Origin of the sequence: Undibacterium sp. Tian12W, from assembly GCF_049339405.1 — a bacterium.
GTDB lineage: Bacteria > Pseudomonadota > Gammaproteobacteria > Burkholderiales > Burkholderiaceae_D > Undibacterium.
The window spans coordinates 128,566-143,154 of sequence record NZ_JBMPPK010000010.1; the positions used below are offsets into that span (position 1 = coordinate 128,566).

At 52.9% G+C, this 14,589-nt stretch carries 8 protein-coding genes; 4 read left to right on the plus strand and 4 right to left on the minus strand.

Features of this window, described 5'->3' with window-relative positions; genetic code table 11:
* Positions 1 to 131: 131 nt before the first annotated feature.
* Both ACO0LI_RS14245 and ACO0LI_RS14250 read left to right on the plus strand, forming a co-directional pair.
* Positions 132 to 1,790 carry a tyrosinase family protein gene (locus ACO0LI_RS14245; RefSeq protein WP_423033095.1) on the plus strand — a complete coding sequence of 553 codons (1,659 nt, stop codon included), beginning with the start codon at positions 132 to 134 and terminating at the stop codon, positions 1,788 to 1,790.
* 28 nt (positions 1,791 to 1,818) lie between these two features.
* On the plus strand, positions 1,819 to 2,148 hold the full coding sequence (locus ACO0LI_RS14250) for a hypothetical protein (protein WP_423033096.1): 330 nt from the start codon (positions 1,819 to 1,821) through the stop codon (positions 2,146 to 2,148).
* A gap of 425 nt (positions 2,149 to 2,573) precedes the next feature.
* Here the strand turns inward: ACO0LI_RS14250 and ACO0LI_RS14255 are convergent, their stop codons facing one another.
* Positions 2,574 to 3,509, minus strand: a complete 936-nt coding sequence (locus tag ACO0LI_RS14255; protein WP_423033097.1) for a LysR family transcriptional regulator — start codon at positions 3,507 to 3,509, stop codon at positions 2,574 to 2,576.
* Positions 3,510 to 3,591: 82 nt separating this feature from the next.
* On the opposite strand from ACO0LI_RS14255, the gene ACO0LI_RS14260 reads away from it, so the two are divergent.
* Complete coding sequence (locus tag ACO0LI_RS14260; RefSeq protein ID WP_423033098.1) at positions 3,592 to 4,347, plus strand: SDR family NAD(P)-dependent oxidoreductase; 756 nt, start codon at positions 3,592 to 3,594, stop codon at positions 4,345 to 4,347.
* Positions 4,348 to 4,846: 499 nt separating this feature from the next.
* On the opposite strand, the gene ACO0LI_RS14265 is transcribed toward ACO0LI_RS14260, so the two are convergent.
* Together ACO0LI_RS14265 and ACO0LI_RS14270 are read right to left on the minus strand one after the other, a co-directional pair.
* Entirely contained in the window at positions 4,847 to 7,333 is a 2,487-nt protein-coding gene (locus ACO0LI_RS14265) for an adenosylcobalamin-dependent ribonucleoside-diphosphate reductase (protein WP_423033099.1), read from the minus strand.
* 603 nt (positions 7,334 to 7,936) lie between these two features.
* Positions 7,937 to 8,185 (minus strand): hypothetical protein, encoded by a 249-nt coding sequence (locus ACO0LI_RS14270; protein ID WP_423033100.1) that lies wholly within the window; start codon positions 8,183 to 8,185, stop codon positions 7,937 to 7,939.
* Between the two features lie 15 nt (positions 8,186 to 8,200).
* Between ACO0LI_RS14270 and ACO0LI_RS14275 the strand changes: the two genes are divergently transcribed.
* Positions 8,201 to 13,315, plus strand: a complete 5,115-nt coding sequence (locus tag ACO0LI_RS14275) for a two-component regulator propeller domain-containing protein (RefSeq protein WP_423033101.1) — start codon at positions 8,201 to 8,203, stop codon at positions 13,313 to 13,315.
* Here the strand turns inward: ACO0LI_RS14275 and waaA are convergent.
* Complete coding sequence (waaA, locus tag ACO0LI_RS14280; RefSeq protein WP_423033102.1) at positions 13,310 to 14,587, minus strand: lipid IV(A) 3-deoxy-D-manno-octulosonic acid transferase; 1,278 nt, start codon at positions 14,585 to 14,587, stop codon at positions 13,310 to 13,312. The genes ACO0LI_RS14275 and waaA overlap by 6 nt on opposite strands.
* Positions 14,588 to 14,589 lie beyond the last annotated feature (2 nt).

Consider the following 14,589-nt stretch of genomic DNA (forward strand, 5'->3'; position numbering starts at 1 on the left):
ATGCACTGATCCATATTTTCGGTAGTAAGCAAACTTCCTGAATACACAGTGTGGCTGTAAACCGGTAATCCGGCAGCCACACTGCTGCATCTGCCAGCCAGGCCTGGGCAACAAGAGTTAAAGGGTACAAAATGAATATCTCAAAATACCGCTTGCTGGCTGGCTTGCTGCTTGCAAGCTGCTTCAGCATCAATGCCTGCGCGCAAATTGCAGCACCACGGGAAGTGAAATATCGCAAAAACATTGATGAACTCAGTGCAGAAGAACTGGCCGCCTTCGAGCATGCAGTGAAAATGATGAAAGTCAAAAGTGCAAAGAACATTTATGACAGAACAGGCTTTTTATGGCAGGCCTGGGTCCACAATTGCACCTCAGTTGCGGTGAATGACAAGCGGCAATATGCACTGGCTAGCGGTGACAACAAGCAATTGTATGAAGTCATCAACGGGCAATTAAATATGGGTAATGACATCAATGATACGATGGCCAATCCCTTCAATACCTGCAGCTTCGAGACTCAGGTAAAAGGCACTGGCAACGTCATCTATGAAAATCCAGGCATGTGTGAACACAGGAAAGACACTTTTTTCCAGTGGCACAGAGCTGAGTTTTATTTTTATGAAAAAGCCTTGCAGGATGCTGACCCTGAAGGCTTGTCTGGCCCGAGTACGAAAAACGTTACCGTCCCATACTGGAACTTCACCAAGCCGCCCACCGGCAGCCGTTACCCCAAAGCCTTTGAAGATGCTGCATCGCCATTGTGGTTCAAGCACAGGCTGCAAAATCCCGCAGGCAGCAAACCTGCCATGCCCAGCTACACTTCACCTTATCTGATGGGCTACCTGATTTACAAGCAGGACTGGCAATCCTTTGGTGGCTACCCTCTGGGTGGTGCTGGTAACTCGGGCTCATTTGAATCGCAAATCCACGACACCATGCACGATGAGTATGTGCATGGATACTTGCGTAACCCCGCTACTGCCGGGCTTGATCCCCTGTTTTATTCCTTCCATGCCTTCATTGACTATGCTCTCGAAAAATGGATAGAAGAGCACGGCAGCGAGACCATCACAGGTGGCAACTGGTTCATGCGCGGCGAACAGGATGCGCGCCTGCAATTGCCGGTCGGCTTTGAAGAAGGCATTGGCAAAAAGCGCGAGCCCTTCAGCAATTACAGCAAAAACATGGGGCGGGCAGAGCTGTATTACGATACCAAAAAACAGGGGTTTGCCTATCAGTCTGGTGCCTTTGGCGAGTTTGTTCCAAAAAGCCAGATTGACGCCATCGTTGCCAAGCATAATATGCCGGGTGCCACCCTGGGCGACAACCCGCAAAGCCTGTTCAGCGAATTAATGAGCTATGGCGCACATGGCCCGGTAGCACGCCCGAATGCAATCGTTCAGGGCAAGGTCAAAATCCAGTCACTGGATGGCAGCAAAGCCCTGATCGACATCGTGCGCGACGCAGGCAGTGAGGATTACAGTTACCAGGTGGATGTTTATTTTCATCCACAAGATGTCGCTGCTGATGTTGGCAATAAAGATTTTCGCATGCGTTATCTGGTCCTGAGCGCCAGCTATTGGGCCTTGTCCGGACATCACCATCATCATGATGATACAGGCAGCAGTGTACCTTTGAGGTTGACGCAGGATATCAGCAAAGATATCAACAACCTGCGCCTTGGTGGCAAGGACGGGCAGGAATGGACAGTCACCCTGGGCATCAGCTCACGCGATAATCCATCGGGCAAATTTGCCTTCAGCGCCCCCGTCATCAATTACAGCAAATAACGATAACAGATAAAATCAGGAGTGCATGATGGTTTCGTTTAACAGTGATATCAAACCAATTTTTGCCCGCTACACCGCCTGTATGAAAAGGGTAGTGTTAGGTGATACACAGGGCACCGCCAATCTCGAGCTTGACGACTATGAGTGCGTCAAACGCTTTTACTATCAGGTACAGGTAGCCATCCATGGCTATGACGAGGCAGTTGGCGCACCGCCCCTGCTGGTGAAAGACGGCCCCGACAAAGGCAAGCCCGTCAAAGCCTCACACCCCATGCCACCAGGCGGCCAGGACAGACGCATGGAGCAGAAAAAAATAGATCTATATGATCAATGGGTAAAAGAGGGCATGCAACCCTGATTCACTGAGCACCTGTCCGGATTTATGGCGTCATCCATAAATCCGGGCAGGTTTTAGCTTAATTGTGGGACACACCACCATAAGCCGCTACATTTTTTTTGCTGGGTAATTTGCATCCATTGTGACCCACGTTTAGCACACAATCCTACTTATTTTGATGACTACAGGACAGGAGTGATTGACGTGGTATTACCAGGCATTATCCGGAGGAAGGTCCCGCGACACCGTCCAACTACATACACGGTACAGACCTTACTTGGAAGGGACATATCCTTCACAACGAAATCGAATCTTTCGAAAGAAAAGAATCGTACGCCGTCCAAATATGCGTTTCTCACTGGCGAAGAGCTTGCAGGATACCCGACGGTATCCAAGGTGACACGCGTTGGCAAACGCAGTGTCGGGTTGCGGGTCTAAATCAGGCTTTACTGTTTTCCTCGTAAGCGATCGAGAAGCTCCGGAATGATCGTTGTCGCGGACTCTATGACGGCACGGACGCGACTCACGCGTGAAACACCGGCCCGGTAAGCAAGCTGAACCGGTAGGGAAATCGGATCCCAATGGGGCAGAACGCGGACCAGGCTACCATCGGCCATATAGGGCGCGGCAACAAACGCCGGAATCTGCACAACACCCAAGTTTCCAATGGCGGCCCGCGCAAGGGCGCCAACGCCCTGAACTGCAAATCTGCCACGCAGCTTGACCTCGCATGTTTCTGCGGCATTGGCTGTTGATTGCAAAGTCCAGGAAGGTTCCGGGCCATCGCGCAAAAATAGCACTACCTCTGCCGTAGCCAAGTCATCAACCGCCGCAATGGCATGCGATTGCAAATAAGACTTACTGCAAACAAGCACGCGCTGAAGATCGCCTAGATGGCGCACCACCAGACGCTCATCGCGAACTGTACCGAGCCGTAACGCCAGGTCGATAGCGGGATCATGCAGATCGTCAAACGCATATTCGAGCGACATGGAAATCTTCAGTTCCGGGTAGCGCGCCAGCACCTGCGGAATAAAGTGTTCGGACAGTAGTGCGCCGAATTCCGGCGAGGCCGCCAACCGAACCGTGCCGCGGACCAGGGTTTTCTGGTTCTGCACGTCCTCGACCAATTGACCAAGATCGGTCAGAATGGATTCTGCGCGGTCGAACAACGACTTGCCTTCCTGGGTAAGCATCATCCGGCGCCCGTTGCGCTCAAACAAACGAACCTGCAAGTGTGTTTCCAGCGCAGCAAGCTGCTTGCTGATGGCCGATTTCGTGTTTCCAGTCTTGACGGCTGCAGCAGAGACGCCACCATGATGCACGATGTGGACAAACACTTCCAGCAAGCCACTATCGATCGTTCTTTTTTTGGAAACCATATGTTCATTTCTTACCTACTGTTTCAATATCTGATTCTCCCGCACAATCCACGTTGTCGTCAAACCTAACCGAGGAAAATAAATGACACAATTGAATCAGCATAAAAGGCAAGCGGTGGCATTCGTCACTGGCGCGTCACGGGGCTTGGGCAAAGCCGCCGCCTTACATCTGGCGCAGGCTGGATACTTTGTCCTCATCGGCGTACGCGATATCGATGGTTCGCAGGCTCTGCTTGCGGAAATACGGGAAAAAGGAAATAACGGCGAGTTGATCGCACTGGATCTTGACAATCCCTCGTCGATTACTACTGCTGTAAAAGGAATCGAGGCACGGCATGGATCTTTGGACGTGCTCGTCAATAATGCCGCCATCATGCTCGATGGTGGTTGGGTCGGCAACACCACTATCACCATTGACGCCGCTACCCTGAAGCGGACCTTTGAAACCAACTTTTTTGGAACGGTCGCCCTGACCCAGGCACTTTGGCCGCTGCTGATTAAAGCCGGGCATGCCAATGTGGTCAACGTGAGCAGCCGAATGGGATCAAACACCTACCATGCCGATCCGGGCGGGCCCTTGGTCGGCGTCAAACCATTTGCCTATGATGCCAGCAAAGCGGCACTGAATGCGCTGACCACTCACCTTGCGGAACTGGGTCAACCGTCGGGTGTCCAGGTCAACAGTGCCTATCCTGGATGGGTCCGCACTGAGCTTGGCACTGAATATGCCGAGCTGTCGGTAGAAGAAGGCGTAAAGACCATCGTCGATTTGGCAATATTGCCGCCGAATAGTCGAACCGGCAAGTTTGAACATGCCGGTTCAGAAATACCCTGGTAAGGGCGACTCAGGCCGGGCTAGCACCAGTCTTGCGGCGTCAGCCTGGGATCGTTTGCAACAGGTCCGACCGGCTGATGGCTTGCCGCATGCAATATCGCAAACCACCCCAAACTGCCGGATTCAGTCAGACGGCACTTCCGTTATTTGCACTTAATTTTCGCCGGAAAACGCATCGAATGCGGGCATGTCGGTGACGATTACTCTGCAGGTGGGCGTCAACTCCTTCCAGATACTGGCTGATAGCTCGAATCGTTGACGCTCACATCAAATACCCCGTTTAATATATAAAAATGAGAAGTTCAGAAATCCGAACTTCCCATTGTTTATTGATTTTAATTATCGTGAATTTTTTGAAAAATTTTACCAAGGAAATTTCAGTCAATACGCTGGAAAAAATTGATTAAGAAAATGTCACTCAAGCCCACAATATTGGAATGCTTGAAAGTATAGCGACTTATAGTGTACCCCAAATCAATAAGCTCAATAAAGTCAGCAAAAATTAACCGCAAGCCCCAACATAACCACAAGAAACACAACGGCTGCAACCATCTATTTTTTGCAATGCATGGGCACCGCAATCAGGGCATTTTTTGCCAGTCGGGATATAGCTGATCGGCGCAGTTTCAGCTTCATAGGCCAGGTCATCCATGCCGTAGTGGTGACTTCTTTGCTTGAATTTTTCTGCCAATACGGTAATAGGGATCTGGTTGCCGGAAGCATCGAGGAAACCGCGTTTCATCAATATGCGTTGCAGCGAGTAACCGATGGCGGCGACTTCGGATTCATGGAACAGCGGTGCCTGTGAACCATCGTCCTTGGTGATCATGCCACAGCGTACCGTGCCTTTGTCCCACACCACTTCACGCATATCTGCCAGTGCCTTAGCGATGGAGCCGCCTGAGCGTGCTGCCATCGACAGCAAGCGCATGCTGGCTGATATCCATTGTTGACCATCGTTCTTTTGGCCTGCAGGCATGAAGAATTCAAATGGTCGTTCTATCGTTACGCGCTCGCCACCGACCATGCCGTCTATGTGGATGAAGCTGACTGTCAGATAGACAGTTTTTTTGCCTTCATACGTCATGTACTGCACTTTGGATGTCACAGATTCGAGGTCGCCAAATGGACGGCCATCGAATTGCTTGCGCAACAGGTCATCGTCAGGTATCTGCTTGACTTCTGGTGCTGCTTCTGTGGCGACGGACAATACGCTGCCGAGTATGCTATTCGGACGGTAAGTTGCCAGGCCTTTGAGGCCAGCGCGCCAGGCATCCATGTACAGGTTCTGGAAGTCTTCGTAAGGATAATCTGCCGGTACGTTAACAGTTTTGGAAATCGCAGAATCAATATATGGCTGCACGACCTGCAACATCTTCATGTGGTCGCTGGCTGACATATTCAATGCAGTGACAAACTGTTTTGGCAGCTTGCTGTCGTCTGAAACATCATTGCCCTGATGGCGGTACAAGCGCCATGCGTGGTCAGCCACTTCATAGACTTTGGCATCACCAACGGCCATGCGTTTCTTGCGGTTATACACCCAGGAGAAAGCCGGTTCTATGCCATTCGATGCATTGTCGGCAAAGGCCAGGGTGATGGTGCCGGTAGGGGCGATGGACAGCAAATGGGAATTGCGCAAACCATGTTTGGAAATCGCATTGCGTACATTTTTAGGCAGGCGTTTGGCGAAAGCACCGGCCAGGTATTTTGAGCTGTCAAACAAGGGGAACTGGCCTTTTTCTTTCGCCAGTTCTGCCGATGCCAGGTAGGCAGCATCGCGCATGACTTCAGATACTTTTTGTGCGAATGCACGACCGGCATCAGTATCATAACGCTGGCCCAGCATGACCAGGCTGCTGCCCAGACCGAGGAAGCCCAGACCGACGCGGCGCTTGGACATGGCCTCGGCTTTTTGCTGTGGCAAAGGCCAGGCAGTGGCATCCAGCACATTGTCGAGCATGCGTGTGGCGACAGTCACTACTGCTTCAAAAGCAGAGAAGTCAAACTCAGCGGCATCAGTGAATGCACCCTTGATGAAGCGCGTCAGGTTGATGGAACCCAGGCAGCAGCAGCCATAATCAGGCAGCGGTTGTTCTGCGCAGGGATTGGTGGCTTCGATTTTTTCGCAATAGTAGAGATTATTCTCTGCATTCATGCGTGACAAAAACAAGATGCCTGGTTCTGCATGGTCGTAGGTCGATTTCATGACCTCATCCCACAAGTCACGCGCACGCACTGTTTGATATACCCACAGGCCATCTTCACGCTGCCAGGCACCAGCTTCTTTCTTGTCTTCGCCAGGTTCAGCTTTATGTACCAGACAATAATCTGTGTCTTTGGCCACTGCTTCCATGAATTCATCGGTGACGCCGATGGAGATATTGAAGTTCGTCAAACCGCCCTGGTCTTTAGAGCGGATGAATTCGAGGATATCAGGATGGTCACCACGCAAGACGCCCATCTGCGCGCCACGGCGGGCACCGGCAGATTCTACGGTAGAGCAGGATGCATTGAAGACCTGCATGAAAGACACCGGGCCGGAAGCGCGTGAACGGGTGCCGCGCACCAGTGCGTCCTTGGGGCGTATGGTGGAGAAGTCATAGCCTACACCACCACCACGACGCATGGTTTCTGCGGCATCTGCCAGTGCTGTATAAATGCCGGGTTTGCCATCGGTGGCGCTGGAAACAGAGTCACCTACCGGTTGTACGAAGCAATTGATGAGGGTGGCATGCAAATCCATGCCAGCGGCAGAATTGATGCGGCCAGCTGGCACGAAACCATTTTTTTGTGCCCACAAGAATTTTTCTTCGTAATACGCTTGGAAGTCTGGCTGTTCTACGCTGGCGAGTGCCTTGGCAACGCGAGACTGCACATCCTGGATGGTGACTTCATCGCCTTTGGCGTATTTTTCGAGCAAGACATCAAGGGAGATTTCTTGAGGAGACATTTCTGTCAATCCTAAAATTTTTTCGTTTGCGTTCATATGAATAGTTTTTCTTTGTTACTTTGTTGCAGAGATGAATCCTAAGCCCTGCCTGTTAAAGAAAACGGGCAAGGTGCCAGGTTGATTTTCCTGGTATTAGATGGGAAGCAGGATGGCGTAGTCCTTATTAAAACAAGTATTGCCCTATTGAATTTAAGGCATCGTAATGCCAACCATCCTGATGTCTGATGGCTCCCATTATAAACCCCGCCGCGATAATTTTTCTTGAGCTGAATCTAGGTAGGGGCAATCTTTCCAGCAAGGCATAACAAAATTGCCAAGCCAGATTTTCTCAAGGAAACGCGCCACTTTCGCGCCTGGTGAAAACTGACTGAGCGATGCACGATTTTGGATAAAAATGCAGGGAGTTGGGTCGGACTTTATCTTTCCGGCAATCATGTCTGTATGGCATGAAGAGGTTTGTATCGATAAAAAAATTCTTCATCCGGCTTGCCAGGCAGATATGTATTTTTGCTATCCGACTGGCTACTTTTTTGTTTCCATTCGCGTCCAGATGGGGCTCTGATGTCAGTAAGTCTAGCCAAACTTGCCGCTTTTTAGCGAAATCCCTACAAACTGTGAAAAACTCTGTGAAACTCGGGGCTAACAGTGATTTCTTAATGACTGGATAACATATACTTGAACAAAATTTGATCCAAGAAATTCAATAAAAACAGAGGGCACATAATGAGGCAGGGCAGTTTGGCTAGGCGATATACTTTTCCCCAGTTCCTGTTCGCCTGCACCAGCTTGCTGTGCCTGGTTTTCCTTTTCTTTTGTCAGCCAGCCCGTGCTGTCAGTGTCCAAAGCCTGCGCTTTGAGCAGGTTGGGCGTGACCAGGGTTTCCAGCATGAATCCGTGCAATCCATGTTGCAAGACCGCCAGGGCTATATGTGGTTTGGCACCCAGGGTGGTCTGCATCGTTATGATGGCTCCAAGGTGGTATTTTTCCGCCATGACCCCAGCCGTACAGACAGCCTCACCGATAACTGGGTCTGGGCCCTGCATCAGGATGACAAGGGCAGGATATGGGTGGGTACGCGCAATGGCGGCCTGCATCGCTATGACATGGCCACCGAGACCATGGTCAGGTATAAGCGTAACCTCGCCGACATCCGTAGCTCCGGTGGTAACCAGATACAGGCCATCATCGGTGACAGCAGCTCAGGTCTGTGGCTGGCAACGGGCGATGGCCTCGCGCATTTTGACCCGGATACTGCCCGCTTCCAGATTCTGCGTCATGACGACAAGGATGCCGCCAGCATTGCCAGTGACCAGGTCAGTGCCCTGAACCTGGATAAGGATGGCAATCTGTGGGCAGGCAGCAATGCCGGTGTCAGTGTCATGTACCGCGGCAAGACCAGTTTTGAGAATTTTCGCCTCGACAGTGATGCCAAGCCAGACCCGCGCCATAATAATGTACAGGCGCTGCTGAGTGACAAGCCGGGCAATTTGTGGATAGCCACTTCGGCAGGTCTTGAGCTATGGTCACGCGACCGTAAGCAAAAACGCCGCTTTGGGCGGGCAGAAGGCCTGGAACCGGGTGCTGTCACTTCTTTGCTCGAAGACCGTGATGGTCTGATCTGGGTAGGCACCGATGACGGTCTCAAGCGCTGGAACGCTGCTGACAACAAGTTCTCATCTTACCGCCATCATGCCAGCGACAGACACAGCCTGACCGACAACCGCGTCACGCGGCTGCTGCAAGATCGTACCGGTACCTTGTGGGTAGGCACCTGGCTCGGTGGTGCCAGCCGTACCAATCTGGCCAGTGGTGGGTTCGAGCGCCTGCTGCATTTGCCGGGCGAAGCCAAGACCCTCAGCAATAACACAGTCTCCGCCATCACCAGCAAGGACGGCGTGGTCTGGATAGGTACCGGCGATGGCCTGAACCGTCTCGACAAGGCCAGCGGCCAGGTGCGCGCCTATCATCATCTCGACAGCGTGCCAGACAGCCTCAGCAATAGCAAGATCAGGGCTTTGAAGCTGGCACCTGAGGGCAAGCTCTGGGTCGGTACCCAGGATGGCCTGAACCTGTTCGACACCGTGACCGCGCATGCACAGCATTTCCAGAATGACCCCAAGCAGGCAGACAGCCTCAGTTCCAGCATCGTGCACTCACTGGCCTATGACAAGGCGGGCAATCTGTGGGTGGGCAGCGATGATGGTCTGAACCTCATGCAGGGCGGCAAGTTCAAGCGCTATATGCACAATCCCAGGGACAGCGACAGCCTTTCTCATGGCCGTGTTGTGTCCATCCTGTTTGACCGACGCGACCAGTTCTGGGTGGGCAGCTTTGGCGGACTGGATAAACTGGACCGCAGTACGGGCCGCTTTGAACATCACCAGCATGAACCAGATAATCCCACTAGTCTGAGCCATAGTCGCGTGTATGCGGTGTATGAAGACAAGACAGGAGTGATCTGGGTAGGCACGGCTAGCGGCCTGAACCAGATGGTGCAGGGGGCTGACGGCAAGCTCAGCTTCATCCGCTATGCGGGGGCGCTCGGCAATGATGCGATTGCAGGCTTTGCTGAAGATGATGCCGGTAATTTGTGGATCAGTACTGATGGAGCCCTGTACAAACTGGGGCAGGACAGGAAGACCGTCAAAAAATATTCCGCCGATGATGGGCTCATTGATGGCACTTTCACGGTAGGCGCGAGCCACCGTGATGCAGATGGCGCACTCTACTTTGGTGGTTTCCAGGGTATGGCCTGGTTTTATCCCAAGGCCATACGCGACAACAATGCCGAGCCTGTCACGACGATTACTGACTTTTTGATTTTCAACCAGTCTGTGCGTGGCGGCAAATTGCCTGCTGGTGTGAAAATGGATGGCAATATTTCTGATGCAAGGTCTATCACCCTGTCTTACAAGCACAGTGTCGTATCGATAGAATTTGCCGCGCTGAATTATTCCGATCCCCTGCATTATCGCTATGCCTACAAGCTTGACGGTTTTGATCAGGACTGGGTGCAGATAGACGGTGCCCACCGCGCAGCCAACTATACCAATCTGGGGGCTGGTGAATATATATTCAGAACCCGTGCCGCCACCAAGGATGGTGAATGGAGTGAAGGCGCCAGCCTGCTGATCACCATCACGCCGCCATTCTGGATGGAATGGTGGTTCAGGATCATTGTCAGCCTTATCCTGCTGGGACTGATTTTCCTGGTTTATCGCTGGCGTGTCAGCCGTTTCTCTGACCAGCAAAGCCAGCTCGAAGAACTGGTCAGGCAAAGAACCGCAGAGGCAGACCGTGAACGCAAGCGCCTGACCGACCTGACCGACGTCTTGCCGCTCTCGGTTTATCAATACCGTGAAAGACCAGACGGGCAAAGAGAATATGCCTACGTCAGTGAAAACGTCATCAATGTTCTGGGTGTGCCCGCAGCAGAGCTGCTGGCCAACAAGGACGCCCGCTGGCGCACTACACTGGCAGAAGACCGTGACGCCGCCGAGACCAGCCTGAACCGGGCTGTCGATAACCGCACCTACAGCAATTTCCACCAGCGCGTGCTGGTCGATGGCAAGGTACGCTGGCTGCGCTCACAAACGGTAAATCCCAAACGCGTCAATGGTGACTGGATATGGAATGGTTTCTGGATAGATGAAACCGAAACCTATCTGCAAAAAGATGAACTGCGCGAAGCCAAGGAACAGGCCGAGCAGGCTACGGTTGCCAAGTCATATTTCCTGGCGAATATGAGCCATGAGATACGCACACCGATGAATGCCATCATCGGCCTCTCACACTTGGCCAAGAAAACCCGCCTGAGCATCAAGCAGCGCGACTATATCGACAAGATCCACAGCGCCGGTACTTCGTTGCTCGGCGTGGTCAATGACATTCTTGATTTCTCCAAGATAGAAGCTGGCAAGCTCGATATAGAATCGGCAGAATTTGTGCTGGCCGATGTCATCGACGATGTTGCCACCATTGTTGCCCACAACGTCGCAGAGAAAGACATAGAGCTGGTATTTGATATCGATACCCATGTCCCGCACAGCATGCACGGCGACCCCTTGCGTCTGGGCCAGATCATTACCAACCTGGTCAATAATGCCATCAAGTTTACCGACCAGGGTTCTGTCATCATTCTGGTCAAGCAGGTGCAGGCAGAAATCGACAAGGTGCAACTGCAATTCAGTGTGCAGGATACCGGCGTCGGCATGACAGAAGAACAGCAGGAAAACCTGTTCCAGGCCTTTACCCAGGCCGACAGTTCCACTACCCGCAAATATGGTGGCACCGGGCTGGGCCTGACGATCTCCAGGCACCTGGTTGAACTTATGGGTGGCACGATCTGGGTTGAAAGCCAGGTTGGCAGAGGCAGCAGTTTCCATTTCACCTGCTGGTTCGCGTTTGCCACTCCGGCTCCGCAAATCATCTTGCCAGAGCAGGTGCAAAGCCTGAAACTGCTGGTCGTGGATGACCATGACGTCGCCCGCCTGCATCTGCAAAAGCTCGGCCAGCAACTTGGTCTGATAGTGAATGCCGCCAACAGCGGCAAGCTGGCACTGCACATGCTGAGTGAAGCCAGGGTACATGCTCAGCCATATGATTTGCTATTGCTTGATGCCCACATGCCAGACATGGATGGTGCCGCCACCATGAATGCCATCGCCACCAGCATGGGAAGCGAAGCACCCCAGGTCATCATGCTGACCACCATGAATTTTGATGAAAGCACCATGCAGGCCAGGACTTATGCACCGCTTGCCTATCTGTCCAAGCCCACAGGTATGGCCGGTTTGCTCGAGGTCTTGCTGCGTATCAGCGCCACATCGCGTGATGCACCTGCCAGCGCCGCAGTCGAGACGCATAGTGATTGCCGCTTTGAAGGCATGCGCATCCTGCTGGTAGAAGACAATCATATCAACCAGCAAATCGCTGCCGAGCTGATGACCGAGGCAGGCATGATCGTTGATGTGGCCGACAATGGCCGCATCGCCATCGACAAGCTGAACCAGGGCAACCCGTATGACATCGTGCTGATGGACTTGCAAATGCCAGAGATGGATGGCTATGCCGCCACTACCGTCATTCGCTCTTATCCCGAATGGCTGGACTTGCCCATCATTGCCATGACTGCGCACGCGATGAATGAAGAGCGGCAACGCTGCCTTGATACCGGCATGAATGACCATATCGCCAAGCCGATAGATCCTGACAGTTTCTTTGCCACTCTCGCCCGCTGGTGTGGCCAGCGCATGCCAGGTTATCAGGTTGAAGACTTAGCATCAGCACCTGCCGTGACGGCAGCGGCTGTTGGTAGCGTACACGATGCACCGGCTGCATCCACCACAACAGCTACTAAGACGGAGCCAGTCAAACCAGAAGCTCCTGTTCACGATCTGACTATCCCTGGTGTCGATGTTGCCCCTGCCTTGCGCCGTTGCAGCCAGAATCTTGATCTTTACCTGCGCCTGCTGCAAATCTTTGTTGAGAGTGCTGCAAGTACGCCAGACAAGGTCAGGCAGGCATTGGAGCGGGGTGACCGTGGCACGGCAGAGCGCGAAGCCCACACCATGCGCGGTGCGGCTGGCAATATCGGTGCGACTGCCCTGGCTGCAGTATCCACCGAGCTGGAGCTGTCCATAGAGAATTCTGAAGAGAATGAGGTACTGCTACAAAAATTCACCACCGCCAGTGCAGAGCTTATCAATGCCCTGAAACAGGCTTTGCAAAATCAGGCGAGTAAAGCCGCGATACAGGAGAAAGAGGCAGAGCAGACAGGGCGAGGCCGAAATACTACTGAAGCAGCAGAAATCGCAGGTTTGTTCACGACATTGCGTCAGTATCTCGAAGACTCGGACAGTGAAGCACTCGATTATTTCAACACTCACCAGCCCAGCATGCGCCAAGTATTGGGGGCGCAGGCTGATGAATTTGTGCGGGCCCTGCAGGTGTTTGACTTTGAGGCGGCTCTGCAGATACTCGACAATGTCAGTCCCGTCGGCAGTACCGCATCATAGATATTTTTCCAGCATCTGCATGGTACGTGCAGTTGCGCCCTGATGCTGCAAAAAGAAAGTGTAGGCTGCCTCACCCATGCGCTGGCATTTTGGCTTGTCAGCCAGCAAGGCATGGGCCTGGCGGAACAGGCTCAGCGCACCATCGACACGGAAGGCCGCGCCGCAGGCAATCGCCTGGTCAGTGATCTCGGAAAAATTGAAGGTATGCGTACCTGTCAGTACAGGCTTGCCCATGGCACAGGCTTCGATAAGGTTATGTCCACCGAGTGGTACAAGGCTGCCGCCAACAAAGGCGATATCGCAGGCAGCGTAATACATATACATTTCACCCATGCTGTCACCGAGCACGACCTGTATGTCTTTACCTATGGGGGCAATTTCTTCATGGTTCAGGCTGGAGCGGCGCAGGTATTTGATGCCATGTGATTCCAGCAGGCTGGCCACGTGGTCAAAGCGTTGCGGGTGGCGTGGTGTGATGATCAGCAGCGGGTTGGTTTGCAGTAAAGGCACTTGCTCGACAAAGGCTTGCAGTATCAGTTCTTCTTCGCCATCACGGGTGCTGGCGCACAAAATCACCTGACGATCACCAAAGCTGCGGCGCAAGGCCGCACCGCGTTCGCCCATCAATGGAGGTGGGGTCACGTCAAACTTCATATTGCCTGTCACGCCCGGTTGTTCTATGCCCAGCTTATGCAGGCGCAGTGCATCAGGATTTGATTGTGCCGCCACACTGCTGATGGCACGTGCCGCAGGCAGTATCAGCGAAGCCAGACGCTGTGCCTTGCGCAAAGATTTTTCTGACAGACGGGCGTTCACCAGCGTTACCGGTATGGACTTGGCCTCACACTGAGCAATCAGGTTAGGCCAGACTTCTGTCTCTATCAGTATGCACAGTTGCGGCGAAAAATGCCGCAAGAAGCGCACGATCATCCAGTTGATGTCATACGGTAAAAACGCCTGTTGCAGACGAGGGCCTACATCGGCAAACAGCTTGCCACCAGTTTCTCGCCCGGTGGCAGTCATATGGGTCAGCAGGATGCGGTGTTCAGGGCAGCGTGCCAGCAGGGCACGTATCAGCGGTTCGGCCGCACGGGTTTCTCCAGCTGAGACGGCGTGTACCCAGATCGTTGGTACACTGGCGGCGGCTGGGTAAAACCCCAGGCGTTCGCCTATATGCTGGCGATAGCCAGGCTCAAGGCGGCCACGCCACCAAAGGCGGAACAGGGCAAACGGCAGGGACAGGCCCCATACCAGGGAGTAAATAAGACGCATGC